The 24,506-nt window shown below is 31.5% G+C and carries 25 protein-coding genes; 9 read left to right on the top strand and 16 right to left on the bottom strand.

The window, feature by feature from the left end; genetic code table 11:
* Positions 1-217: 217 nt before the first annotated feature.
* Genes Q1B05_RS12335 through Q1B05_RS12325 form a run of 3 tightly spaced genes read right to left on the bottom strand, consistent with a single transcriptional unit; the run spans position 218 to position 2,326 of the window.
* Positions 218-775, bottom strand: a complete 558-nt coding sequence (locus tag Q1B05_RS12335) for an RsmD family RNA methyltransferase (RefSeq protein WP_299781092.1) — start codon at positions 773-775, stop codon at positions 218-220.
* Positions 775-1,596, bottom strand: coding sequence for a DUF3822 family protein (locus Q1B05_RS12330; protein WP_299781090.1), 822 nt, complete (start codon positions 1,594-1,596; stop codon positions 775-777). The genes Q1B05_RS12335 and Q1B05_RS12330 overlap by 1 nt, the downstream gene beginning before the upstream one ends.
* Positions 1,580-2,326 carry a hypothetical protein gene (locus tag Q1B05_RS12325; protein ID WP_299781089.1) on the bottom strand — a complete coding sequence of 249 codons (747 nt, stop codon included), beginning with the start codon at positions 2,324-2,326 and terminating at the stop codon, positions 1,580-1,582. Before Q1B05_RS12325 ends, Q1B05_RS12330 begins: the two co-directional genes overlap by 17 nt.
* A 128-nt stretch (positions 2,327-2,454) precedes the next feature.
* Between Q1B05_RS12325 and Q1B05_RS12320 the strand changes: the two genes are divergently transcribed.
* Positions 2,455-3,885 (top strand): ATP-binding domain-containing protein, encoded by a 1,431-nt coding sequence (locus Q1B05_RS12320; RefSeq protein WP_299781088.1) that lies wholly within the window; start codon positions 2,455-2,457, stop codon positions 3,883-3,885.
* Positions 3,886-4,048: 163 nt separating this feature from the next.
* Here Q1B05_RS12320 and Q1B05_RS12315 read toward each other — a convergent pair whose 3' ends face one another.
* From Q1B05_RS12315 to Q1B05_RS12305, 3 genes are all read right to left on the bottom strand, one after another.
* Positions 4,049-4,999 carry a D-2-hydroxyacid dehydrogenase gene (locus Q1B05_RS12315; RefSeq protein WP_299781086.1) on the bottom strand — a complete coding sequence of 317 codons (951 nt, stop codon included), beginning with the start codon at positions 4,997-4,999 and terminating at the stop codon, positions 4,049-4,051.
* A 50-nt stretch (positions 5,000-5,049) separates the two neighbouring features.
* A complete protein-coding gene (gene serC, locus Q1B05_RS12310; protein WP_299781084.1) occupies positions 5,050-6,114 on the bottom strand; it encodes a 3-phosphoserine/phosphohydroxythreonine transaminase in 1,065 nt (354 codons plus the stop codon).
* Positions 6,115-6,192: 78 nt separating this feature from the next.
* Complete coding sequence (locus tag Q1B05_RS12305) at positions 6,193-7,251, bottom strand: acyl-CoA reductase (protein WP_299781082.1); 1,059 nt, start codon at positions 7,249-7,251, stop codon at positions 6,193-6,195.
* A 68-nt stretch (positions 7,252-7,319) separates the two neighbouring features.
* On the opposite strand from Q1B05_RS12305, the gene Q1B05_RS12300 reads away from it, so the two are divergent.
* The 5 genes from Q1B05_RS12300 to Q1B05_RS12280 all read left to right on the top strand — a co-directional run bounded on the left by Q1B05_RS12300 (position 7,320) and on the right by Q1B05_RS12280 (position 14,132).
* On the top strand, positions 7,320-7,673 hold the full coding sequence (locus tag Q1B05_RS12300; RefSeq protein ID WP_299781081.1) for a 4Fe-4S dicluster domain-containing protein: 354 nt from the start codon (positions 7,320-7,322) through the stop codon (positions 7,671-7,673).
* Positions 7,674-7,988: 315 nt separating this feature from the next.
* A complete protein-coding gene (gene ychF, locus Q1B05_RS12295; RefSeq protein WP_299781079.1) occupies positions 7,989-9,083 on the top strand; it encodes a redox-regulated ATPase YchF in 1,095 nt (364 codons plus the stop codon).
* Between the two features lie 127 nt (positions 9,084-9,210).
* Complete coding sequence (locus Q1B05_RS12290) at positions 9,211-11,079, top strand: DNA topoisomerase IV subunit B (protein ID WP_299781077.1); 1,869 nt, start codon at positions 9,211-9,213, stop codon at positions 11,077-11,079.
* On the top strand, positions 11,066-11,551 hold the full coding sequence (locus tag Q1B05_RS12285; protein ID WP_299781075.1) for a hypothetical protein: 486 nt from the start codon (positions 11,066-11,068) through the stop codon (positions 11,549-11,551). Before Q1B05_RS12290 ends, Q1B05_RS12285 begins: the two co-directional genes overlap by 14 nt.
* Positions 11,544-14,132, top strand: a complete 2,589-nt coding sequence (locus Q1B05_RS12280) for a DNA gyrase/topoisomerase IV subunit A (RefSeq protein WP_299781073.1) — start codon at positions 11,544-11,546, stop codon at positions 14,130-14,132. The genes Q1B05_RS12285 and Q1B05_RS12280 overlap by 8 nt, the downstream gene beginning before the upstream one ends.
* 152 nt (positions 14,133-14,284) lie before the next feature.
* Here the strand turns inward: Q1B05_RS12280 and Q1B05_RS12275 are convergent, their stop codons facing one another.
* Both Q1B05_RS12275 and Q1B05_RS12270 read right to left on the bottom strand, forming a co-directional pair.
* Positions 14,285-14,656: a DNA topoisomerase IV gene (locus Q1B05_RS12275; RefSeq protein WP_299781071.1), complete on the bottom strand. Its 372-nt coding sequence runs from the start codon at positions 14,654-14,656 to the stop codon at positions 14,285-14,287.
* Between the two features lie 31 nt (positions 14,657-14,687).
* Complete coding sequence (locus tag Q1B05_RS12270; protein ID WP_299781069.1) at positions 14,688-15,107, bottom strand: helix-turn-helix transcriptional regulator; 420 nt, start codon at positions 15,105-15,107, stop codon at positions 14,688-14,690.
* Between the two features lie 303 nt (positions 15,108-15,410).
* On the opposite strand from Q1B05_RS12270, the gene Q1B05_RS12265 reads away from it, so the two are divergent.
* Positions 15,411-16,565 (top strand): M14 family zinc carboxypeptidase, encoded by a 1,155-nt coding sequence (locus Q1B05_RS12265; RefSeq protein ID WP_299781067.1) that lies wholly within the window; start codon positions 15,411-15,413, stop codon positions 16,563-16,565.
* A gap of 73 nt (positions 16,566-16,638) precedes the next feature.
* The gene (locus Q1B05_RS12260; protein WP_103191616.1) at positions 16,639-17,118 is read left to right on the top strand and encodes a winged helix-turn-helix transcriptional regulator; all 480 of its coding nucleotides are present in this window, start codon (positions 16,639-16,641) and stop codon (positions 17,116-17,118) included.
* Positions 17,119-17,178: 60 nt separating this feature from the next.
* Here Q1B05_RS12260 and Q1B05_RS12255 read toward each other — a convergent pair whose 3' ends face one another.
* Together Q1B05_RS12255 and aroB are read right to left on the bottom strand one after the other, a co-directional pair.
* Positions 17,179-17,502, bottom strand: coding sequence for a hypothetical protein (locus tag Q1B05_RS12255; RefSeq protein ID WP_299781063.1), 324 nt, complete (start codon positions 17,500-17,502; stop codon positions 17,179-17,181).
* Positions 17,503-17,581: 79 nt separating this feature from the next.
* Positions 17,582-18,655, bottom strand: coding sequence for a 3-dehydroquinate synthase (gene aroB / locus Q1B05_RS12250; RefSeq protein ID WP_299781061.1), 1,074 nt, complete (start codon positions 18,653-18,655; stop codon positions 17,582-17,584).
* Between the two features lie 95 nt (positions 18,656-18,750).
* On the opposite strand from aroB, the gene Q1B05_RS12245 reads away from it, so the two are divergent.
* Complete coding sequence (locus Q1B05_RS12245) at positions 18,751-19,926, top strand: proline dehydrogenase family protein (RefSeq protein ID WP_299781059.1); 1,176 nt, start codon at positions 18,751-18,753, stop codon at positions 19,924-19,926.
* A gap of 58 nt (positions 19,927-19,984) precedes the next feature.
* Here the strand turns inward: Q1B05_RS12245 and Q1B05_RS12240 are convergent, their stop codons facing one another.
* From Q1B05_RS12240 to Q1B05_RS12215, 6 genes are all read right to left on the bottom strand, one after another.
* Positions 19,985-20,359, bottom strand: coding sequence for a hypothetical protein (locus Q1B05_RS12240; RefSeq protein WP_299781058.1), 375 nt, complete (start codon positions 20,357-20,359; stop codon positions 19,985-19,987).
* Positions 20,360-21,559, bottom strand: coding sequence for an alanine dehydrogenase (locus Q1B05_RS12235; protein WP_299781056.1), 1,200 nt, complete (start codon positions 21,557-21,559; stop codon positions 20,360-20,362). It abuts the gene before it with no gap.
* Positions 21,560-21,622: 63 nt separating this feature from the next.
* Complete coding sequence (locus Q1B05_RS12230) at positions 21,623-22,114, bottom strand: hypothetical protein (protein ID WP_299781054.1); 492 nt, start codon at positions 22,112-22,114, stop codon at positions 21,623-21,625.
* Positions 22,107-22,250, bottom strand: coding sequence for a hypothetical protein (locus tag Q1B05_RS12225; RefSeq protein ID WP_299781052.1), 144 nt, complete (start codon positions 22,248-22,250; stop codon positions 22,107-22,109). The genes Q1B05_RS12230 and Q1B05_RS12225 overlap by 8 nt, the downstream gene beginning before the upstream one ends.
* Positions 22,251-22,431: 181 nt before the next feature.
* Complete coding sequence (tsaE, locus tag Q1B05_RS12220; protein WP_299781050.1) at positions 22,432-22,851, bottom strand: tRNA (adenosine(37)-N6)-threonylcarbamoyltransferase complex ATPase subunit type 1 TsaE; 420 nt, start codon at positions 22,849-22,851, stop codon at positions 22,432-22,434.
* A 68-nt stretch (positions 22,852-22,919) separates the two neighbouring features.
* Positions 22,920-24,476, bottom strand: a complete 1,557-nt coding sequence (locus Q1B05_RS12215; protein ID WP_299781048.1) for a bifunctional response regulator/alkaline phosphatase family protein — start codon at positions 24,474-24,476, stop codon at positions 22,920-22,922.
* Between the last annotated feature and the right edge of the window lie 30 nt (positions 24,477-24,506).

Here is a 24,506-nt window from a genome sequence, read left to right as displayed (position 1 = left end):
AAAAATATAATTAGAATAATTAAACGTTAATAATCAATATGATTAGCTTAATCTAAATTACGTATTTTATATTAATTTTAACAAAAAAAATAACATAATTTTTAAAACTAATTTGAAAACGTTTGAATTGTATTCGCTTTTTTTACGCGTGTTTAGTGTTAATTAATTGATGTTTAGGTTGGTATGTGGGTTTTGAGTTTTTTTATTAAAATTATATTTAATCCTCAGATGTGGTTTTTGGTTTTTTAAAAAAACTAAACATATTTCCTCCGTAACTTTTTGAATAGGTATAATTGGGTAGGTTAGAAATATCTGTATGTTTAGAGTGTTCTACAATTAAAATACCGTCATCTTCCAATAAGTTATTTTGAAAAACCAATTCAGGAATTTTAGCAAATTCTTCTACAGGGAAGGCGTAAGGTGGATCGGCAAAAATAATTGTAGCTTTTATTTTAGTTTGTTCTAAAAATTTAAAAACATCACTTTTTATAACTTCAATAGGCATTTCAAAACCTTTTGCAGTTTCAGTTATAAAATTAGTACAGCCTAATTCTTGATCTACACACGTAATTTGTGTGGTTCCTCGAGAAGCAAATTCGTAGCTTATACTTCCTATTCCTGCAAATAAATCAAGTACAGAAATATCATCAAAATAATAAGTATTATTTAAGATATTAAATAAGGCTTCTTTAGCCATATCGGTTGTTGGGCGAACTGGTAGCTTTTTAGGAGCTGTAATTCTTCTTCCTTTGTATAATCCAGATATTATTCGCATTAAAAACTATTTAAGATGATAAACTCGGAATGTTGAGTTTCTGGTTGTTGATTAAAAATGAAATTATTTTTATGTTTTCCAAATGAAATATGGCGCACATATTTATAAGCTATGTTGTATAAATCGCTATTTTCTTTTATGTCTCCTATAAAAACTAGAGGAATAGTTTCTGGGTTCAGTTTTAATTGTTCTAAAGTAAAAAGCAAATAATAAATAAAATCTTCTTTACTACTGTACTCAAAAGAATTATAAAATTGTAAAGTGCCAGATACAATGCTTACTATTTCGAAACTACGAGAACCAAAATGTATGTAAAGCTTTTGTTGGTCTGTATTCTTCTCTATTTGTAAAATACTTTCTATTAATACTGTTGAAAAATGTTTAAATGTAAATTCTCCAAACTGTTCGTAAATAAAATTATTCACGTTTACATAGGGCACATAAACATTTACACTATCGTTTATGTCTATTTCATCAAAAGTAATAAAATCTGATTTTAAAATTTTAGAATTATATTTTAAATAATCAGCTAGATGATCTTTGCTAAAGAGAGCCTTAGGTACTAAAGTTGATAATTCGTTACTATGAATTATTTGTATGTTATTAAATTCTTGTTGTAGGCTTGGTTCGTTTTCAAATAAAGACTGTACATGTTCTAATAACCGGTACGGGGTTTCATGTTTATTTAAATCAATATGTTTTAAAACTTCAACCTGTTGTGTTATTGAATTTAATATACAAAAAGAAAGTCCACTCAAACTAATTTGAATGGACAATTCTATATGTGTTGTAATATGTGTGTTATTATTCGTCGTCGCCATAAGTTTTAGGCCAGTTTCCGTTTGTTTTAACTTCAGACATAGATCCTACCATTAAAGCATCTCCATTTACATCGTCTACTGCAATTACTTGGTTTTCTTGAATTACTAAATCAGTATCTTGATCGAAAAAGATAACGTTTTTCTTAACAGAAGCTTCGAAAACAGGAATCTTAACATCGTTTTGATCTATAGTACCAGCTTCCATTTTAAATTTAGCACCTTCTGGTCCAATACCTGCAGGAAGGTTCATCATGGTTTTGTAACGCGGAGACGTTTTAAATAAAGAATCTTTTACAGGAACAAATCCTAATGTATCAATAATTATAATATCTTTTGTTGTTTCTACACCACCGTATCTTTTTGTCATCTCTTCATCAATAACTGTAGAATCACGACGTTGTGTAATTGTATATTTTGCTGTATCAATAAATTTAATTAAGTGGTCAAAATCTGCTGCGAATTTACCTGTAACTTGTCTGTGAGCTAATTGAGCATCTCTAATGTCAATAAGTTTTTCAATTACTTTAGCATAACGTTTCTTTTTAACTTGGTTAAATTGAATTGGCGTGTAAACCGACATGTACGTTTGGTATCCTAAGAAGGCTATAAGTGCCCATAGTGCAATAATTATAACAGGTTTTAAACTAGTTGGTAAAAATTTGTCAATCAGCCAAACTAAACCAATCGTTAGCAGGATAGAAGCAACTGCAATAAGAATTATTGTAAGCATAGTGTTTTTTGTTAATTAAATTTTATTAAAGGTCTAACGCAAATCTACAATTTTTTTTTATTCGTAAAAACCAAAGAGAGTAAAAATCATTACTATCTTTGAATAAATTTTTTTTTGAAGCCCCATAAATGAATACATCTCAATTTTATTCCCTTATAAAACAGGAGTTTCCGTTTGATCCTACCGCAAAACAAAATATTGTATTAATTCAATTATCTGAATTTATTTTTAATACTAATCCAAAAGCACTTTATGTGTTAAAAGGGTATGCTGGAACGGGTAAAACCACGATTGTCAGCACTATAGTGAGTAATTTGTGGAAAATCAAGAAGAGTGCCGTACTTATGGCACCAACTGGTCGTGCGGCAAAAGTTATTTCAAATTATTCTAAAAAAGAAGCTTTTACAATTCATAAAAAGATATATTTTCCTCGTAAAGATAAAGGTGGAGGTGTAAAATTTGTATTGCAACCAAACAAACATAAGAATACTATCTTTATTGTCGATGAAGCTTCAATGATACCAGATACTCCAGGAGAATCTAAATTATTTGAAAATGGTTCGTTGTTAGATGATTTGATGCAATATGTTTATAGCGGACATCAATGTAAATTATTATTAATAGGTGATACCGCGCAGTTGCCTCCTGTAAAATTAGATATTAGTCCCGCTTTAGAGCCTGAAACTATTAGTTTAAATTACGACAAAGATGTTGTTAGTATCGAGCTAGATGAAGTTGTAAGACAAGAACAAAATTCTGGAATTTTATTTAATGCAACCATACTAAGAGAAACATTATCTGGTGTTTTTTTTGATAGTTTTAAGTTTGATGTAAGCCCGTTTAAAGACATTATTAGGTTAGTTGACGGTCAGGAGATAATGGATGCAATTAACGATTGTTATAGCGATTTAGGAAACGAAGAAACTGCAATCATTGTTAGAAGTAATAAGCGTGCAAATCTTTATAATCAGCAAATTAGAAGTCGAATTTTATTTAATGAAAACGAGCTAACAGCCGGTGATTATTTAATGGTTGTGAAGAATAATTATTATTGGTTGAAACCTACAACTGAAGCTGGGTTTATTGCCAACGGAGATATAATTGAAGTTTTAGAAATTTTTTCAATTAAAGAATTATATGGCTTTCGTTTTGCTGAAGTTAAGGTGAGAATGGTAGATTATCCGCGTATGATTCCTTTTGAAACTGTATTGCTTTTAGATACTATTTCTGCAGAAACACCTTCTTTACCTTATGAAGAGTCTAACAGATTGTATCAAGAAGTGATGAAAGATTATGAAGATGAGACAAGTAGTTATAAAAAATTCACTAAAGTAAAAGCAAACAAATTTTTTAATGCATTACAAGTTAAATTCTCTTACGCTATAACTTGCCATAAATCGCAAGGTGGGCAATGGAATACTGTATTTGTCGAGCAACCCTATTTACCAAATGGTATAGATAAAGATTATTTGCGATGGTTGTATACGGCGGTTACACGTGCTAAAGAGAAGCTTTATTTAATAGGTTTTAAAGACGAATTTTTTGAAGAGGAGTATTGATGTGTTTAATAGGGTTAATACTGTTAAAAGCACTAAAAATAAGCTTCTGTTTTGTGGTTACATATCTTATACATTGAAAATATATAATTAATAAGATTTAAACATAAAAAAAACCGTCTAAATAACTTCAGACGGTTTTTTTATCATTTATATTTTAATAGAACTATAAAAGAATGCTAGCTATTTGTTGTGCTAATTCTGTTCCAATTCTATCTTGAGCTTCATTGGTTGCTGCACCAGTGTGTGGTGTTAACGATAAAGCAGGGTTCATTAATAATCCCATTTCGGGTTGTGGTTCTTTTTCAAAAACATCTAGAGCAGCTCTAGAAATTTTACCACTTTCTAATGCTTTTACAAGCGCAAGTTCGTCTACAACACCACCACGAGCAGCATTAACTAAAATTGCACCATCTTTCATGCTGTTTAATTCAGCTTCACCAATAACATAACCATCTTGTGCCGGTACGTGTAGTGTTAAGAAATCTGCTTGTTTTAAAACCTCTTCTTTAGATATAGTTTTAATTTCAAAACTTACTGTTTGTCCATCAAAGAATTCTAATTCTAAATTAGCTTTTTCTAAAAACGGATCGAAAGCAACAACCTTCATTCCTGCTCCTAAGGCTACTTTAGCTGTAGCTTGACCAATACGACCAAAACCTAATACACCTAATGTTTTTCCTTTTAACTCCGTTCCTTTTGCATAAGCTTTCTTTAAGCCTTTAAAGTTTTTATCTCCTTCTAAAGGCATGTCTCTGTTAGAGTTATGTAAGAAACGAGATAAACCGTATAAGTGACCAAATACTAATTCTGCAACAGAGTGAGAAGAAGCAGCTGGTGTATTAATTACTTTTAATCCTTTTTCGCGAGCATATTCAACATCAATGTTATCCATACCAACACCACCACGACCAATAATTTTTAGGCTAGGGCAGGCGTCTATTAAGTCTTTACGTACTGTTGTAGCACTTCTAACTAATAATACAACGATTTGATTCTCGTTTATATAATTGATTAATTGTTCTTGTGCTACCGTTGTTGTGATAACTTCAAATCCATCTTTCTCTAAGGCATCAATTCCGCTTTGAGAAATACCGTCGTTTGCTAATACTTTCATAAGATTTGTCGTCATTTTTAAATGACTGAGATTTTATTAATTAATATTTATTATGCTTTTCTTTCTAGTTCGCTCATTACTTCAACTAAAGCAGCCACACTACTTAATGGTAATGCATTGTACATAGAAGCTCTGTACCCTCCAACACTTCTGTGTCCGTTAATACCGTTCATTCCTGCTTCTTTCGCCATAGCATCAAAAGTTGGAGTTAATTTATCATCTACTAAGTTAAAAGTAGCATTCATATTAGAACGATCTTCTTTAGCTGCAAATCCTTTAAATAAAGGGTTTAAGTCTATTTCAGAATACATTAATTGTGCTTTCTTTTCGTTTTCTTTTTCAATTGCAGCGATTCCACCTAAATCTTTTAACCATTGTAATGTTAGCATAGAGGTGTAAACAGCAAAAACAGGAGGGGTATTAAACATACTGTCTTTATCGATAAAGTTTTTATAGTCTAACATAGAAGGTATAGTTCTAGTAACTTTTCCTAGCATATCTTCTTTAATTACGACTAAAGTTGTTCCTGCAGGTCCCATATTTTTTTGAGCACCAGCATAAATAAGATCAAATTTAGAAAAATCTAATGTTCTAGAAAAAATATCACTACTCATGTCGCATACCATTGGTACAGGGCTAGTAGGGAAATCTTTTATTTGTGTTCCAAAAATAGTGTTATTAGATGTACAGTGGAAATAATCTAAATCAGATGGTATAGTATATCCTTTTGGAATATAGTTGTAGTTAGCGTCTTTAGACGAAGCGATTTCGGTAACGTCACCAAAAAGTTTAGCTTCTTTTATAGATTTTGCAGCCCAGGTTCCTGTGTTTAAGTAACCTGCTTTGTTTTCTAGTAAATTGTAAGCAGCCATTAAAAATTGAGTGCTTGCTCCACCTTGTAAAAATAATGCTTTGTAGCCTTTACCTTCTAAGCCTAGTAATTCTAAAGCTAAAGCACTTGCTGTATCCATAACTTCTATGAAAGGTTTACTTCTGTGCGATATTTCTATTAAAGATAAGCCGCTGTTATTAAAGTCAATTACGGCTTCTGAAGCTTTTAGTAAAACTTCCTGCGGAAGGATACAAGGGCCAGCACTAAAATTGTGTTTTTTCATTATTTCGATTATTTTGTGATAAGCACAAAGGTGCTAAATAATTGATGAATTTATATAATAAAATTAATATTTTTTATGCTAAATTTTTAATAAAAACGCCACGGTATCAACGTTATCGGCATAATCCCATAGGTTTGGGGTTTGCGTGTTTCCGAAAACAATTTCGTGATCTGTAAAGTTCTTAGAAACAATACATTGTATGTCTGTTTTTTTTGAATTTAACTCGTTTTTTAGTTCATTTACATCGTTATAGTACTCGTAGAAAATGGTCGCTATTGGAGAGGAGAAATTACTATCTTCTTTAATCATTAAGAAGCCGTTTTCTAATATATCGAATTCACTCATTAAGTAAACCGCTTTGTTGTAATCGTAATTATTGGCGTATTTGTGGTCGTTAATCACATCTTTCCATTTGTACATGGCTTGAAAGAAGTTCTGAAAATCATAATTTTTAGGAACATATAGTTTAGATACATTTCTGCAACCTAAACCATAATATCTAAAAATATCGTCTGCAAGACCTTCTAATTCTTCAATTCTTTCATTTTCTGTAAGTACAGCAACAGAATTTCTGTTTTTTCTAATTATAGAAGGTTTGTTTTTAAAATAATATTCAAAATAACGTGCTGTATTGTCGCTTCCTGTGGCAATTACGGCATCAAAATCTTCTAATTTTCCGTCAATAAAAGTGATTTTCGACTTAAATTCAGGTTCTATGTGTTCTAAATATTTAGCAAGAAAAGGAAGTAAGTGTTTATCGTTAGACGATTGTTTTACAATAACATCGTGTCCTGAAATAAGTACAGATAAAAAATCATGAAAACCTACTAAGGGGATGTTTCCAGCCATAATAATGGCTACTTTCTTAGGAGAAGAAATGTTAAAGTTATACTTTTTTAACCAGATGTTAATGTTGCTTTCTTTCAGTGAATTACTCCATCCATTTAATGAGAAATTTAGGTTATTGGTATTAAACCATCTGTTGTTTTCTTGAGCTAGTTTTAGTTGATGTTTAAAGCCGTCAAAAAATAAATCATTAAAAGGAATGCCTTCTTTTTTTTGAGTTTTTTCGTCTGAAAACTGACTTATAAAGTCACCTAATTTTGCAAATGCTTTAATTCTTTGCTCTAAATTCATGGTCTAATTTGGTTATGAAATGTTTTGGCTATATTTTTGTCGTACAAAGTTAGAAAAAGAAATACGCTATGGCAATTATAATAACAGACGAATGTATAAATTGTGGTGCTTGTGAACCAGAATGCCCAAATACAGCTATTTATGAAGGTGCAGATGATTGGAGATATAAAGATGGAACTAGTTTAGATGGTTCTGTTGTACTTCCTAATGGGAAACAAGTTGATGCTGATGAAGCTCAGGAGCCTGTAAGTGATGAGATTTATTATATCGTTCCAGATAAATGTACTGAATGTAAAGGGTTTCATGAAGAACCACAATGTGCGGCAGTATGTCCTGTAGATTGTTGTGTTCCTGATGAAGATCATGAAGAAACAGAAGAAGAATTATTAGGAAAACAACGCTTTATGCATCCTCAAGATTAATTCTTCACTACAATTATAAGTTTAAAGCCGAGCATTTGCTCGGCTTTTTTAGTTTTAGGATGTTTGGGTTTGGAAACTTCATTTTAACTAAAGCGAACAGCCATTTGCTTTAGTTTTTTAAGAGTAACAAAATTGGAATATCTAATTTTGTAATTGTCTAGGTTGTGCTATTTAAATGGAGATGTTGCTGTTAATATTGTTGCTTTAGGTTTGTCGCTTATTTTATAAAAATAAATTCATATAATTAATTACATTTGCACTCGCAAAAACCAAAGGCTTGGTTCTTGTGTCTTTAATCAAATTATCTAAAGAAAAATGAAAGCTGGAATTGTAGGATTACCAAACGTAGGAAAATCGACCTTATTTAATTGTTTATCTAATGCAAAGGCGCAAAGTGCGAACTTTCCTTTTTGTACTATTGAACCCAATATTGGAGTGGTTAATGTACCGGATCCGCGTTTAGAAAAATTAGAAGAATTAATTAATCCAATACGTGTACAACCAGCAACTGTTGAAATTGTTGATATTGCAGGCTTGGTAAAAGGTGCGAGTAAAGGTGAGGGTTTAGGAAATCAGTTTTTAGCTAATATTCGTGAAACCGATGCTATTCTTCATGTATTACGTTGTTTTGATAACGATAATATTGTACATGTTGATGGAAATGTAAATCCAATTCGAGATAAAGAGACTATCGATATGGAATTGCAGTTGAAAGATTTAGAAACGGTTGATAAAAAACTTGAAAAAGTTAAACGTGCTGCAAAAACAGGAAATAAAGAGGCTCAGAAAGAAGAAACTGTTTTATTAAAAATTAAAAATAATTTAGAAGCAGGTGTGTCTGTACGTGCACTTGAATTTGAAGAAGATGATTACAATGAATTTGTAGCGCCTTCACAATTTATTACAGCGAAACCTGTAATGTATGTTTGTAATGTAGATGAGGCATCTGCAAATACAGGAAATGCATATGTCGATCTGGTTAAAGAAGCAGTGAAAGATGAAAATGCTGAAGTTTTAGTTTTAGCAGTCGGAACAGAAGCAGATATTAATGAATTAGACGATTTTGAAGAACGTAAAATGTTTTTGCAAGATATAGGTTTGGAAGAACCGGGAGCGTCAAAATTAATTCGTTCGGCTTATAAATTATTAAATCAACAAACATATTTTACTGCAGGTGTAAAAGAAGTTCGCGCTTGGACAATAGATATCGGAGCAACGGGGCCGCAAGCAGCAGGTGTAATTCATACTGATTTTGAAAAAGGTTTTATTCGTGCAGAAGTTATCGCTTATGAGGACTTTGTAACCTACGGAAGTGAGGCAAAAGTAAAAGAAGCAGGAAAAATGCGTGTTGAAGGAAAAAATTATGTTGTCAAGGATGGAGATGTTATGCATTTCTTATTCAACGTTTAACATTTTATTTTGAATAAATAAAAAAAAGCCAATGTGAAAACATTGGCTTTTTTGTTAATAAATACCAGTGTTCTTGTTTCATTTTTAAAGGCGAAATGTTATATTAGCATCTCATCTTTAAAAATCTATGCTAGACCAAACAAATTATACCGAAGATAATATACGTTCATTAGACTGGAAAGAACATATTCGTATGCGACCGGGTATGTATATTGGTAAACTTGGAGATGGGTCTTCTGCAGACGATGGTATCTATATTTTACTAAAAGAAGTGTTAGATAACTCTATTGACGAATATGTCATGGGGGCTGGAAAAACAATTGAAATTTCTATTCAGGGAAGTAAAGTAATTGTTCGTGATTACGGAAGAGGAATTCCACTTGGAAAAGTTGTAGACGTGGTGTCTAAAATGAATACCGGAGGAAAGTATGATTCTCGTGCGTTTAAAAAATCTGTAGGATTAAATGGTGTGGGTACAAAAGCTGTAAACGCACTGTCTTCTTATTTTAGAGTAGAGTCGTCTAGAGATGGAAAATCAGCTTCAGCAGAATTCGAACAAGGAAATCTTAAAGACGAAGAATTTTTAGATGAAACTACACGGCGAAAAGGAACAAAGGTTTCTTTTGTTCCAGACGAAGTTATTTTTAAGAATTACAAATATAGAAACGAGTACGTTTCTAAAATGCTTAAAAATTATGTGTATTTAAATCCAGGTTTAACCATAGTTTTTAATGGCGAAAAATATTATAGCGAGAATGGATTACAAGATTTACTAAGTGAAAATATTAAAGAAAGTGATATGGTTTACCCTATTATTCACTTAAAAGGAGACGATATTGAAGTTGCCTTAACACATAGTAAAACACAGTATTCTGAAGAATATCATTCCTTTGTAAATGGTCAAAATACAACACAAGGAGGGACACATCTAGCAGCCTACCGAGAAGCGATTGTAAAAACAATTCGTGAGTTTTATGGTAAAAATTATGATGCTTCAGATGTTCGAAAATCTATTGTAACAGCAATTGCTATAAAGGTAATGGAGCCTGTTTTTGAAAGTCAGACAAAAACAAAATTGGGATCTACAGATATGGGAGGCGATTTGCCTACGGTAAGAACGTATGTAAACGATTTTATTAAAACTTATTTAGATAACTTTCTTCATAAAAACCCAGATACTGCAGATAAAATTCAACGTAAAATTCTTCAAGCAGAACGTGAGCGTAAAGAATTATCTGGAATCAGAAAATTGGCAAAAGATCGTGCTAAAAAATCGAGTCTTCATAATAAAAAATTAAGAGATTGTCGTGTTCATTTTGGAGATATTAAAAATGAACGAAATTTAGAGTCAACGTTGTTTATTACCGAGGGAGATTCGGCTTCGGGAAGTATAACAAAATCTCGTGACGTAAATACACAGGCTGTTTTTAGTTTAAAAGGGAAGCCTTTAAATTGTTATGGCTTAAGTAAGAAGATTGTATACGAAAATGAAGAATTTAATTTACTACAGGCGGCTTTAAATATTGAAGAGTCTATGGAAGATTTGCGATACAATAATATTGTAATCGCTACAGATGCCGATGTCGATGGTATGCATATTAGGTTGTTATTAATAACATTCTTCTTGCAATTTTTTCCAGAGGTAATCAAAGAAGGGCATTTGTATATTTTGCAAACTCCATTATTTAGGGTGCGTAATAAAAAGAAAACTATTTATTGTTACTCAGAACAAGAACGTGTAAATGCAATAGATTTATTAAAACCAAAACCAGAAATTACCCGATTTAAAGGTTTGGGTGAGATTTCCCCAGATGAGTTTAAGCATTTTATTGGCGGAAGTATCCGATTAGAACCTGTAATGTTAGATAAAGATATGTCTATAGAAGAGTTGCTAGGGTTTTATATGGGTAAGAATACTCCAACACGTCAGCAATTCATTATAAATAATTTAAAAGTAGAAATAGATTTAGTAGCAGAAAAAAATGAGAACGGATAACGGAAAAGTAAAAAACATTATAATTTCAGTTTACTTTGTGTTAATTGTTTTGGCTGTAATTATGGCTACAGTTTTTAGTGCATTTAGTCATTTAACAGATTATATTTGGCTATCGTTTATAGTTGTTTTCATAATGTTTATTAGTGTATTTCTAGTAGTTAAGTATTTTGAATATGATAGCGACGGAGTTAAGGTTGTGGTAACTAATAAAGGTTTGTTATTGTCAGATAAGTTTAATTATAGAGCTCATGAAGTTGAGTTTTATAAAGAAGATTTAGTAAATTTTAAATTTAAAAACTACTTCATATACAGATGTTTAGTCTTGCATATTAAAAGTAATAATAGAGGTTTTGTTAAAGAACGATTTAATGTTACTTTAGTGACGCGTAGAAAGCGAAAATATATAGGACAGTCTTTAAGTAAAATGGTAAAAAATAATATTTCAAATAAAAGAGTAAGTATTAATGATTGAAAGTGATAACGACGAATTAAATACTAATCTTCCGGAAGAACAAGAAACGATTACTAAGGTAACCGGAATGTATAAAGATTGGTTTTTAGATTATGCATCTTATGTTATTTTAGAACGTGCAGTACCTGCAATAGAAGATGGTTTTAAGCCAGTCCAGCGTAGGATCATGCATTCTATGAAAGACTTGGATGATGGTCGTTACAATAAAGTTGCAAATATAGTTGGGCATACCATGCAGTATCACCCACACGGAGATGCTAGTATTGCAGATGCAATGGTGCAAATCGGGCAGAAAGATTTGTTAATCGATACGCAGGGAAACTGGGGGAATATCTTAACCGGTGATAGTGCTGCCGCATCGCGTTATATCGAAGCGCGTTTGTCTAAATTTGCTTTAGATGTTGTTTATAATCCAAAAATTACAGAATGGCAAGCATCTTATGATGGCAGAAGAAAAGAGCCGGTAAATTTACCTGTAATGTTTCCGTTATTGTTAGCTCAAGGTGGAGAAGGAATTGCTGTAGGATTATCGACTAAAATTTTACCACACAACTTTATAGAGTTAATAGATGCATCTGTAAAGCATTTAAACGGAAAACGTTTTACAATTTTACCAGATTTTCCAACAGCAGGAATAGCAGATTTTACAAATTATAATGACGGGTTACGTGGTGGTCGTGTACGTGTACGTGCAAAAATTTCACAACTAGACAAGAATACGTTGGTGATTACCGAAATTCCTTTCGGTACAAACACATCTACGCTTATAGATTCCATTCTTAAAGCCAATGATAAAGGAAAAATAAAGATTAAAAAAATAGAAGACAATACAGCTGCGCATGTCGAGATTTTAGTGCATCTGCCAGCAGGTATTTCTCCAGATAAAACTATTGATGCATTATATGCTTTTACAAGTTGTGAAAGTTCTATTTCGCCCTTAGGGTGTGTTATTGAAGATAACAAGCCTTTATTTGTAGGGGTTTCAGAAATGCTTCGTCGCTCTACAGATAATACGGTTCAGCTTTTAAAAAGTGAATTAGAGATTAAATTAGGTGAATTTGAAGAGTTGTGGCACTTTGCGTCTCTTGAGCGTATTTTTATTGAAAATAGAATTTATCGCGATATTGAAGAAGAAGAAACTTGGCAAGGTGTAATTGAAGCAATCGATAAAGGTTTAGAACCTTTTACAAAGCATTTAAAAAGACCTGTTGTTGAAGATGATATAGTAAGGTTAACAGAGATTCGAATAAAACGTATTTCTAAATTTGATATCGATAAAGCACAACAAAAAATTGATGCTTTAGAAGATCAAATAGCTGAAGTAAAACATCACTTAGCGAACCTAATAGATTATGCTATAGCGTTTTTTGTTAGATTGAAAAAAGAATATGGTGAAGGTCGTGAGCGTAAAACTGAAATCAGAATTTTTGACGATGTAGACGCGACTAAGGTAATTATAAGAAATACAAAATTATATGTAAATCGTGTAGAAGGGTTTGTTGGTACAGCTTTAAAACGAGATGAGTATGTAGGGGATTGTAGTGATATTGATGATATTATTGTGTTTACCAAGGAAGGTAAAATGATGGTTACAAAAGTCGATACGAAAACCTTTGTGGGTAAAGATATCATTCACGTTGCTGTTTTTAAGAAAAAAGATAAGCGAACTATTTATAACATGATTTATCGAGACGGAAGTAAAGGGCCTACTTATGTTAAGCGTTTTGCTGTTACTGCAATTACTAGGGATAAGGAATACGATTTAACTATGGGAACTAAAGGTTCTACTGGTTTGTATTTTACGGCAAATCCAAATGGAGAAGCCGAAGTTGTAACTATTTTATTGCGCCAGGTTGGTAGTATTAAAAAATTGAAATGGGATTTAGATTTTTCAGATATCTTAATAAAAGGAAGAGCTTCTAAAGGGAATTTAGTAAGTAAATTCCCGATAAAGAAAATAGAGCTTAAAGAAAAAGGGGTGTCGACATTAAAACCACGTAAAATTTGGTTCGACGATACGGTTCAGCGTTTAAATGTTGATGGGCGCGGTGATTTGTTAGGTGAATTTAGAGGGGAAGATCGTTTATTAATTATTACGCAGTCTGGTTTAGTTAAAACAATTCTACCAGAGTTAACGTCGCATTTTGATAATGATATGATAGTGCTTGAAAAATGGATCCCCAATAAGCCAATTTCGGTAATTTATTATGAAGGAGAAAAAGAACGGTATTATGTAAAACGTTTTGTAATTGAAAATGAAAATAAAGAAGAGGTGTTTATTTCTGAGCATGAGAAATCTCGTTTAGAGATTGTGTCTACAGATTGGTTGCCTATAGCAGAGATTGTTTTTGGTAAAGAACGAGGCAAAGATCAGAAAGAAAATCAGTCACTTAATCTTGAAGAGTTTATTTCAGTAAAAGGTATTAAGGCATTAGGAAATCAGTTAACTACGGATAAAGTAAAACAGATTAATTTATTAGAATCGTTACCTTATGAGGTTGAAGAGGAAAATAATGAAGAGGAGAATGATACAGATATGAGTGAAGATTTAAGCGATGATTCTGAACCAACATTGTTCTAGTATTTAGAGTATAAGATCAAAAAAAACACCCTACAGACATTTGTTTGTAGGGTGTTTTTTTTTATTTAAACTGTTTTAAGTCGATTTCCCGTCTTTTGGAACATGGTTATGGTAAAATACACATGATTTTAATAATAGTGTGTTAAGTGTGCTTATTTAGCGCGTTTAGCGATACCTTTTTGCTTTAAGTCTTCGCCAACATAAGAATATTCAAATGTATATGAAGAATCTGTAGTTGTTAAGATTTTTAAATGAATATCTTTTCTTTCAATTCTATTTTTAGGGTTTATAGTTTTAAACACTACTTCACAGTCGTTAATCCATCTTACTTCAGAAGAGTCTACTTTACCTTGGTATGTTTCTATTTGCAGATGATCTGTTCTGTTAAACTCCGATTTAAAAGGTTTTCCGTCTATAATAATTTCACTATAAAAATGTCCAGTTTTAAAATCGCTACAATTTCTTTCAGCATTGTAGCAGCTAACCATGCATAAAGTAAAAACGAACAAGAGAAATGGTTTCATGGGGTTTTGTTTTTTAGCAAAAATAGTGAAGTTAAATGGAGTTCTCAAAGTTTTTAAAACTTCCATCGGTATAAAAAATAACAATACGTTCAATTTGTTTTGAAGCATCTGTTTTAAACACCTCATTCGGAATGTCATGGATTGGGGGTGTGGTTGTTTTTTTTGTTTCGGTTTTTGGAGGTGCTTCATTGGTAAATAAATCGGGGGTGTTTACTGTTTTTGATTCTGTAGGAAAAGAACCTTTGCCATTTAATAGCCAATATAATTCTACCTCAGGGTAGGTTGTTAGAATCTTCATCACAAAATCTAAACTGGGTTTGTTTCTGCCCGATAATATGTGAGAGATAGAAGAGCGTTGTACGCCAATTTTTTCAGAGAAAGACGAAGCTGATTCTCCGTAATAATCAATCACTTTTTGTAATCGTTTTGTAAACTCGTCGCTGTTTATCATTGTAAACTCGTTAGTTGTTGTTAACTGATTACAAATGTAACAAAAAGAATAACATCGTCAACATTAGGTGTGTTATTTTGTTAATTAATAGTATATTGTCGCTTTATATAATACGGTTTATTATACTGATATTGATATAATTAAACATTGTTTTTGGTTAATTGAAATAAAACTTAAACCCGACTTCTTTTTTGTATAAAAGACCTATCTAGAATGTATATAATTGTATACAACTTTGACTTGAAAACTTGTTTACATTTGTAAATATATATTTGTTTACATTTGTGTACTGATAAAAACCTTATGAATATTACAGATATTACAAGTCTTTACGAGACTAATAAAGAGCAACATTTAAACAGCCGTTATATTACCAATTCTCATATTAAACCACTTTTAGAAAAGCTAGATTCTAGTTTCGAAGTTTCTGAAATAGGAACGTCTGTTTTAGGAAAACCCATTTCTGGAATTAAAGTTGGTACGGGTAAAAAGCGGTTATTGTTATGGTCTCAAATGCACGGAAACGAATCGACAACAACAAAAGCTCTTTTCGACTTTATTAATGCTCTTAAGCATCCAAATAATGCGCTAGGGTTTATTAAGGAAGCGTGTACTTTATATATTATTCCAATATTAAATCCAGATGGTGCTGAAGCTTATACAAGGCTAAATGCTGTAGATGTCGATTTAAATAGAGATGCACAAACCTTATCACAGCCAGAAAGTAAGGTATTAAGAGAAGCTTGTAATACCTTTAAACCTCATTATTGTTTTAATTTACATGGACAACGTACAATTTTTAGTGCAGGAACTACAGATAAAACAGCAACAGTATCTTTCTTATCTCCTGCACAAGACAAGGATAGGGTAGTTACAGACTCAAGAAAGATAGGAATGGATATTATAGCTCAAATGAACGCTACACTTCAAGAGTTAATTCCAGGACATGTAGGGCGTTACGATGATTCTTTTAATATTAATTGCGTTGGAGATTGCTTTCAGTCATTAAATATACCTACTATACTATTTGAAGCAGGTCATTTTAAGGATGATTATGATAGAGATGTAACGCGTTTTTATATTTTTTGTGCATACATCTCTGCTTTTAATTATATAGTTAAACAAGAGGTTACAGGCGATCTATATGAAGATTATTTTAAGATTCCGGAAAACGATAAGTGTTTTTACGATATAATTATTAGGGATGCTAATGTAGGTACATCTAATAATCCTAAGATTTCTGACATAGGAATACTATTTGTTGAAAAATTAATTAACAAAAAAATTGAATTTTTCTCAAAGATTGAGAGTGTCGCAATTCTATCTGGTTTTTATGGTCATAGAGAGATTAACGCTAATAAAATGAGGGTGTTAGGTGTTGATGGAACAGTAGTGAAAGAGGGAGTCGAAAACGATTTCGTGACTATAGGTGGTGACAAAAATTTATTAAAATTGTGAAAACCTTAATAATTTGGTAAGATTAATACATAAAAATGTATTATTTTTGCTGTAAAGAACAAAAAGTACAGATATGGCAAAATTTAAATTAGATGAAATAGACCACCAAATTCTTGATATGTTAATAGACAATACAAGAGTCCCATTTACAGATATCGCAAAGAAATTATTAATTTCTGCTGGTACTGTACATGTTAGAGTTAAGAAAATGGAAGATGCTGGGATAATTAAAGGTTCTTCTTTAACTTTAGATTATAAAAAATTAGGATATTCTTTTATTGCATATATAGGTGTGTATTTAAACAATACATCTCAAACTAAATTTGTTTTAGAGCGTATAAACGAATTACCTTTTGTTACAGTTGCCCATATTACAACTGGCAAATTTAATATTTTCTGTAAAATTAGAGCTAGAAATACAGCTCATGCAAAAGATGTTATCTTTATGATAGATGATATAGAAGGTGTATATAGAACTGAAACAATGATTTCTTTAGAAGAGAGCATAAACGACAAAAAACGTTTAATGCATTACATCTTTAAAGAACTATAGTATTAAGTATTTAATAAGTGTAATTAAAAGAGCCGAATAATATTTTATTCGGCTCTTTTTTTATTCTTCTTCGTTTGTAAGTATCGAATCTTCATCAAAGGTTGGGGTAAGTTTGTCTGGAAAATCCATCACGATATGTCCTAAACTATTTATCTCTAAATCATCAATATCGTCAAAATTAGACATTGTATAATGTAATTTACAGCTCACTTTTACCAGATAAGTGATGTTATTCGTTTTAATTTCTACAGCTTCAATAGTTTCATTCTGGTGATTATCAAATTTTATGATATCTCGATCAGCATATCCATCAGGAAACTTCTCTGTTAATTCTGTTAGAATCTCAGGGGTGAGTTTTTTGTAATCAACAATAACTTTTTTCATCTTAAAAATGGTTTAGATGTTTAATAGTATTGTTAAATATCGCTTTTATAGGGAAACTAAATTTACAAATTATTTTGATTTAATACGAATCGTTGTAAAAATTTAACGCTTCAATAATAAGATCATTAGGGACTAAACAATCTATTTCTGTTTCTCCTATGGCGTTTAATAGTACAAAATTAATGTTACCATGAGAGTTTTTCTTATCGTACTTTAAGAGTTCTATTATAGGTTCGTAATCATCTTTATCTATGGCTACAAAGTCATAAATACCAAGAATAATATTTTTTATTTCTGTGTTTTCGGTCTCGCTCAATCCAGTAAGTTTTGTTGAGATGTAAGATGCTAAAATCATTCCAATAGCAACGGCTTCACCGTGTAATAAGCTCGTTCTGTTGTTATGGCTTAAAAAATACGATTCTATTGCGTGTCCAATAGTGTGTCCGTAATTAAGGGTCTTTCTTAGTCCGTTTTCTCTAGGATCTATGTCTACAACGTGTTTTTTTATTAAAACAGACTCGTATATTAATTCATCTAAATGATCTAAATTCAATACAGACAAATCTTTAAATTTATTCCAATACGTTTTATCTTGTATTAAACCATGTTTAAGCATTTCGGCTAAACCAGAACGCATTTCGTTTTGTGGTAACGTTTTTAAGTATGTGGTATCAATAATCACCATTTCAGGTGTATTTATAACACCTATTTGATTTTTTAAAGATCCTAAGTCTACACCTGTTTTTCCTCCAACAGAGGCGTCTACCATAGATAATAGGGTAGTAGGTATGTTAATAAACGAGATACCACGCTTAAATGTTGAGGCAACAAATCCTCCTAAATCTGTGATAACACCACCACCAAGATTAATAACGAGACTTTTTCTATCTGCGCCAAGTTCAGAAAGTACATTCCAAACACCCACACAGGTTTCTATAGTTTTATTAATTTCACCAGCTTCAATTTCAATAATTTCAATGGTTTTTGTTGTGCTAATTTCTGCTAATAAATGCGGTAAGCAAAGTTCATGAGTGTTTTGATCAACTAAAACAAATATGTTTGAAGGGTTTGTATCTTCAATGTGTTTGTTTATTTGGTTGTAAGCACTTAAATTAAAGTGAATTCTGTAAGTGTCTGTATCTATTGTTTTCATAAGAATAGGAGTAAAAAAATAGCTGTGAAAATAAGGAGTTTTTTGCAAAAAAGTAAGTCTGGCTTCATTATATTTACAAAAAAGATTTTTAATTAATGATTCAGAATACAATTTTCAATAATACTGAAATTGCTTTTGCGTTAAAAAGTGATTCCGAATTGGAAAGGGCATATTTTCTTTTCAAAATGATTTCAATAGAACCATTGGTTCGTATTGGAACTGCTGCCACAAATTTTGCGATTAAAGCAAAATTACCTGTAGAGGGGCTTATTAGGGCAACAGTTTTCGATCATTTTTGTGGTGGTGTTAACGAAGAAAATTGTTTACCTGTTATAGATAAAATGTATGAAAAGGGAGTAAGCTCTGTTTTAGATTATTCTGTAGAAGGGAAAGAAAATGAAACTGAGTTTGATGCTGCTTTAAGAATTACATTAAAAATTATAAATTTTGCCGAAGAACGTAAGTCAATTCCAATAGCTGTATTCAAACCTTCAGGTTTTGGACGTATTTCTTTATTTGAGAAAATGGGAAATGGTACAACACTGAATGCTAAAGAGGCTGAAGAATGGGGTCGGGTTAAAAATCGTTTTGAAACTGTTTGTAAAGCGGCAAAAAATAGAGATGTTTCTTTATTGATTGATGCTGAAGAAAGTTGGATGCAAAATGCAGCAGATAATCTGATAACAGATTTAATGCGTAAATACAATACAGAGAAACCAGTTGTATTTAATACCTTGCAAATGTATCGTCACGATCGTTTAAATTTTTTAAAAGAACAACATGCAATTGCGAAAGCAGAAGGTTTTTATTTAGGATATAAGTTGGTACGTGGTGCATATATGGAGAAGGAAAATGAACGTGCAGAAAAATTAGGCTATCCAACACCTATTTGTGAAAGTAAACAAGCTACAGACCAAAATTTTAATGCAGCCGTTACCTATATGTTAGACCATTTAGACGAAATGTCTCTTTTTAATGGTACGCACAACGAAAATAGTTCGTATTTACTTATGGAACTTATGAAGGAAAAAGGAATTGCTAATTCGGATAAACGTGTTTGGTTTGGTCAGTTATATGGAATGAGCGATCATATTAGTTTTAATTTATCTCATTTAGGATATAATGTTGCTAAGTATGTACCCTTTGGGCCTGTTAAAGATGTTATGCCGTATTTAATTAGACGTGCAGAAGAAAATACGTCTGTAGCAGGACAAACCGGTAGAGAGTTGAATTTACTAAGTATTGAAAAAAAGAGAAGAAAGAAATTATAACTAATTTCTATTTTTAACATAAAAAAGACTGCCTAACTAAAGGCAGTCTTTTTTATTATTAATCAAGTAATTCTATATCCTCTACTGTTGCAGTTTCTTTACAATTTTTTATGATTAAAGCAATAGATTTTTTATCTAAAGTACCATCTAAATAATATGTTTTACAAGGTTCTGTAGAGGTGTCGCTTTTAGAAAAATTCACATCTCCTTTTCGTAGAACGTGATTTAAAATAATAGTATCTAAATGCTGTTCTTTAATTATAGCCTTAGCGTTTTCGCTATATTCTATATGTTTTGTGTTAATATTCTTGATTACACGTGCATCAAGTCCGTAGCTACATGATGTTTTTTTTCCGCTTAAAAAAAAAGCTAAAAGAATGAGGCCTAAAGAAAATCCGCCAAGATAATATCCAATACGTTGTATAAGTGTCATTTAAAAAATTAAGAGATTAATATCGCTATATTTTAAGTTAAACCATTCTCCTACGGAACGGTTTGTTAAAATACCGTGATAAAAGTACAACCCATTTTTTAAACCTTTCTCAAATCTTAAAGAATTTTCTAATCCACCTTCTTCAGCAATCTTTAATAGATAAGGTGTGAATATATTACTTATTGAAATAGAGGCTGTTCTGGAAAATCTAGCGGGGATATTGGGAACACAATAATGTATAACGCCATGCTTATTAAATGTGGGGACTTTATGAGAGGTTACTTCGCTTGTTTCAAAACATCCCCCCATGTCAATGCTAACATCCATAATAACAGAGCCTTTTTTCATTACTTGTACCATAGATTCTGACACAATAATAGGCGAACGAGATTTACCTCGAACGGCTCCAATGGCAACATCGCAACGTTTTAATGCTTTGATTAGGTTTTTTGGTTGTAATGTAGATGTAAAAATAGGTCGCCCTAAATTAGTTTGTATGCGCCTTAGTTTTGAAATAGAATTATCGAATATTTTTACATTTGCGCCTAAGCCAATAGCACTTCTTGCTGCAAATTCACCAACAGTTCCTGCTCCAATAATAACAACTTCTACAGGGGGAACACCACAAATGTTTCCAAATAACAATCCGTTTCCTTGATTGATGTTCGATAATAATTCTGAAGCTATTATTACAGAACCTGTACCTGCTATTTCGCTTAGTGAGCGTACGGCAGGATAATGCCCATCGTCGTCACGAATAAATTCAAAGGCAAGTGCTGTTATGCGTTTAACAGCTAAAGCTTCAAAATATTTTTTTTCTTGAGTTTTTAATTGGAGTGCAGAGATTAAAATAGTTTGCGGATTTATAAGATCGATTTCGTCTAGAGTAGGCGGTTCGACCTTTAAAATCATTGGGCAAGAAAAAACCTTGGAAGTATCGTTTGTAATTTCCGTACCTGCCTCACTGTAATCTTTATCTGTAAAATTAGCACCTAAACCAGCCCCAGCTTCCATTAAAACACGGTGTCCGTTACAAATTAATGCAGAAACTGCATCAGGAGTTAAACAAACACGTTTTTCTTGATAGGCAGATTCTTTAGGAATTCCTATAAACAAATTGCCTTTGTTTTTATAAAGTTCTAGTGTTTCTTCTTGAGGAATTAACTCTTGATGTGTGAACGGAGAAAATGATTTAGACATATTTTTTTGCACTATAATATGAAGTCAAAATACAAATAATATTTAGATATGTTAAATGTAATTTTAAAAATAATCTTTCATCTTGTCTTTAATTCCTTTAGGCGATATTTTAAACTCATCTTCTAGGTCTTGAAGTGACTTGTCTACGGTGTTTAATCTGTTAAAAAGTCTAGCGCGTATTAAATATATAGATGGTATTATAAAAATCATTATTGGAATTAAATAAAAAATTTGGTTACTATCTATATATTGTATGTCATCATTAATGACAGTAAGTATTTGAAAAATATACATAATTATAGGAACAATAAGTACATGGTACCACCAATGGCGACAAGTGAAAAACCAAATAAATAATAGAAATAATGGCGTTAGTTTTCCAGTAATTGTCCATGCAACAATATCTATTCCTCCATAGAACTTGCTGTCATATGTAAATAAAAAAGTGTTCCATACTTTTTGTTCAGGAACACTTTCGTATAAATAGAAAAAATAAGGAGTCGCAGCTATAAATGTGGCTATTATGCTCCCTACAATTAAGTTTCTATTACCCATGCGTTGGAATCTTAATTTTCCATTTTTCGATTTTTGTTGTTTGCTGATCATTTAAGTTGATTAGGTTTGTTGCTTGGGCTGTAAAAAACACTCCTCCAAAAATCGCTAAGGCGATTACGTACTTTTTGGTTTTCATAATTCTAAGGGATTTAATTAATTAATGAATCAAATATATTGAATGCAGTAATTGAATATTAGCCCAAATGTTAATGTTATGTTAAAGTAGGTGTTTTTTAGGAATATGTGTTACGGGAAAACCGTAATTATTACAATTTAATGTTAGTTTGTTTTGTTAATACAGCAATTTTGTTTGTTTTTCAACTCTTTACAAATACTAATTTTCTTGTTTTAGAATCTAAACTCTCAAGCGTTAAACGATTGCAAGGCTCATTAGCTAAAATGTGTTTTACTTTATCAGGCCATTCTATAAATAACCAAGCACCAGATTCTAAATAATCTTCAATTCCGAAATTATAGGCTTCCTCCTCATCATTTAATCTGTAAAAATCGAAATGATAAACTAAACCATCGTTTGCAGCATATTCATTTACTATAGAAAAAGTAGGGCTGCTAACATCGTCATTACAACCTAAAGCCTTTACTAAGGCTTTTATTAAGGTTGTTTTTCCTGTACCCATATCTCCATAAAAAAGTAGGGTTTTGGATGTTGCATTATCAAGTATTTGCTTAGCAACATTATCTAGGTCTTTTATATTAAATTCTCTTGTGTCTAGCATGGCATAAAACTGCAATTATAAGTAATATTAATTATAATTACTAATGATTTTTAGAGGTCAAATAGTGTTTATTTTTTAGGGTTTAAAACTATAAAAGGGATAATCATTTCTTCTAAAGAAACTCCACCGTGTTGATAGGTGTTTCTAAAATAACTCACATAATGATTGTAGTTATTTGGGTAAGCAAAAAAGAAATCGTTTTTAGCAAAAATAAACGAACTACTCATGGTTATAGTTGGTAAATGAGCAGATTTAGGGTTTTTAATTTCTAAAACATCCTTAGATTCAAATGTTAAACTTCTTCCAGTTTTATATCTTAAATTTAAAGATGTGTCTCTGTCTCCTACCACTCGGGAAGGGTTTTTTACATTTATAGTACCGTGGTCTGTAGTAAGTATTAGTTTAAAGCCTAATTGTTGAGCTTGCTGGATAATTTCGAATAAAGGCGAATTTTTAAACCAGCTTTGTGTTAGTGAACGATATGCTTTATCATTAGATGCTAATTCTTTTACAACATCCATTTCTGTTTTTGCATGAGAAAGCATGTCAACAAAGTTATATACAACAACAGTAAGGTCGTTGTTTTTCATGCTTTTAAAGTTGTCTACTAATTTTTTACCATTTTTTAGATTGGTGATTTTATGATACTCACAACTATAGTCTTGAAGTCCTAAGCGTTTCATTTGTGCTTGTAGAAACTCGGCTTCAAATAAGTTTTTTCCTCCATCATCAGTATCGTTTTTCCAATATTCCGGATGAAGTTTTTCCATTTCACTTGGCATTAAACCAGAGAAAATAGCATTTCTAGCATACTGGGTTGCTGTTGGTAAAATACTGTAAAATGGCAACTCTTTTTCTTTTTTATAATAAGGTGTTAAAAAGGGCTCGAAAGATTTCCATTGGTCGTATCTTAAATTGTCTATAACCACAAATAAAGTAGGTTGGTCTTTACTTAATTCAGGAACCACTTTATTTCTAAATAGGGTGTGAGACATGGTTGGAGCATCATTTTCATGATCGAACCAATCGGTATAATTTTTAGCTATAAATTTTCCAAATAACGCATTGGCTTCAGTTTTCTGAGATTCTAAGATCTCGAACATACCAGCGTCTTCAATATTTTCTAATTGAATTTCCCAATACACTAGTTTTTGGTAAAGATTTGCCCAATCTTCATAACTATTTACCGACATTAAATCCATGGCTATTTTTCTGAATTCTTGTTGATAATTAGAAGTGGTTTTTTCAGAAATTAGTCGCGAATGATCTAAATTCTTTTTCAGACTTAATAAAATCTGATTCGGATTTACAGGTTTAATCAAGTAATCGGCAATTTTATTACCAATTGCTTCTTCCATAATATATTCTTCTTCACTTTTTGTAATCATTACTACAGGAAGTGTATGGTCTTTTTCTTTAATTTCATTTAAAGTTTCAAGTCCTGTTAAACCAGGCATGTTTTCATCTAAAAAAACGATATCAAATTTATTGCTTTCTAATATTTCTAGGGCTTCTGTACCACTATTGCATTTAGTGACTGTATAATTTTTTTTCTCTAGAAAAAGAATGTGTGGTTTAAGTAAATCAATTTCATCATCTATCCAGAGTATATTTATATTGTTCATATCGTTATATTTGTAATGTTTTTGTGGTTT

The sequence above is a fragment of the uncultured Formosa sp. genome, from assembly GCF_947500765.1.
In the GTDB taxonomy this organism is placed as follows: domain Bacteria; phylum Bacteroidota; class Bacteroidia; order Flavobacteriales; family Flavobacteriaceae; genus Formosa.
The sequence above is the reverse complement of the archived record's forward strand: the minus strand, read 5'-3'. Positions and strand labels throughout refer to the sequence as shown.

Bases quoted from the DNA above. Each gene is read 5' to 3' on its own strand.
- Q1B05_RS12275 (WP_299781071.1), bottom strand. From the start codon at position 14,656: ATGAAACCATTTCTCTTGTTCGTTTTTACTTTATGCATGGTTAGCTGC.
- Q1B05_RS12230 (WP_299781054.1), bottom strand. From the start codon at position 22,114: ATGGGTAATAGAAACTTAATTGTAGGGAGCATAATAGCCACATTTATA.
- Q1B05_RS12225 (WP_299781052.1), bottom strand. From the start codon at position 22,250: ATGAAAACCAAAAAGTACGTAATCGCCTTAGCGATTTTTGGAGGAGTG.
- Q1B05_RS12325 (WP_299781089.1), bottom strand. From the start codon at position 2,326: ATGCTTACAATAATTCTTATTGCAGTTGCTTCTATCCTGCTAACGATT.
- aroB (WP_299781061.1), bottom strand. From the start codon at position 18,655: ATGAAAACAATAGATACAGACACTTACAGAATTCACTTTAATTTAAGT.
- Q1B05_RS12285 (WP_299781075.1), top strand. From the start codon at position 11,066: ATGAGAACGGATAACGGAAAAGTAAAAAACATTATAATTTCAGTTTAC.
- Q1B05_RS12240 (WP_299781058.1), bottom strand. From the start codon at position 20,359: ATGACACTTATACAACGTATTGGATATTATCTTGGCGGATTTTCTTTA.
- Q1B05_RS12300 (WP_299781081.1), top strand. From the start codon at position 7,320: ATGGCAATTATAATAACAGACGAATGTATAAATTGTGGTGCTTGTGAA.
- Q1B05_RS12305 (WP_299781082.1), bottom strand. From the start codon at position 7,251: ATGAATTTAGAGCAAAGAATTAAAGCATTTGCAAAATTAGGTGACTTT.
- Q1B05_RS12335 (WP_299781092.1), bottom strand. From the start codon at position 775: ATGCGAATAATATCTGGATTATACAAAGGAAGAAGAATTACAGCTCCT.
- ychF (WP_299781079.1), top strand. From the start codon at position 7,989: ATGAAAGCTGGAATTGTAGGATTACCAAACGTAGGAAAATCGACCTTA.
- Q1B05_RS12280 (WP_299781073.1), top strand. From the start codon at position 11,544: ATGATTGAAAGTGATAACGACGAATTAAATACTAATCTTCCGGAAGAA.
- Q1B05_RS12330 (WP_299781090.1), bottom strand. From the start codon at position 1,596: ATGGCGACGACGAATAATAACACACATATTACAACACATATAGAATTG.
- serC (WP_299781084.1), bottom strand. From the start codon at position 6,114: ATGAAAAAACACAATTTTAGTGCTGGCCCTTGTATCCTTCCGCAGGAA.
- Q1B05_RS12235 (WP_299781056.1), bottom strand. From the start codon at position 21,559: ATGTCTAAATCATTTTCTCCGTTCACACATCAAGAGTTAATTCCTCAA.
- Q1B05_RS12215 (WP_299781048.1), bottom strand. From the start codon at position 24,476: ATGAACAATATAAATATACTCTGGATAGATGATGAAATTGATTTACTT.
- Q1B05_RS12290 (WP_299781077.1), top strand. From the start codon at position 9,211: ATGCTAGACCAAACAAATTATACCGAAGATAATATACGTTCATTAGAC.
- tsaE (WP_299781050.1), bottom strand. From the start codon at position 22,851: ATGCTAGACACAAGAGAATTTAATATAAAAGACCTAGATAATGTTGCT.
- Q1B05_RS12260 (WP_103191616.1), top strand. From the start codon at position 16,639: ATGGCAAAATTTAAATTAGATGAAATAGACCACCAAATTCTTGATATG.
- Q1B05_RS12315 (WP_299781086.1), bottom strand. From the start codon at position 4,999: ATGAAAGTATTAGCAAACGACGGTATTTCTCAAAGCGGAATTGATGCC.
- Q1B05_RS12245 (WP_299781059.1), top strand. From the start codon at position 18,751: ATGATTCAGAATACAATTTTCAATAATACTGAAATTGCTTTTGCGTTA.
- Q1B05_RS12320 (WP_299781088.1), top strand. From the start codon at position 2,455: ATGAATACATCTCAATTTTATTCCCTTATAAAACAGGAGTTTCCGTTT.
- Q1B05_RS12270 (WP_299781069.1), bottom strand. From the start codon at position 15,107: ATGATAAACAGCGACGAGTTTACAAAACGATTACAAAAAGTGATTGAT.
- Q1B05_RS12255 (WP_299781063.1), bottom strand. From the start codon at position 17,502: ATGAAAAAAGTTATTGTTGATTACAAAAAACTCACCCCTGAGATTCTA.
- Q1B05_RS12265 (WP_299781067.1), top strand. From the start codon at position 15,411: ATGAATATTACAGATATTACAAGTCTTTACGAGACTAATAAAGAGCAA.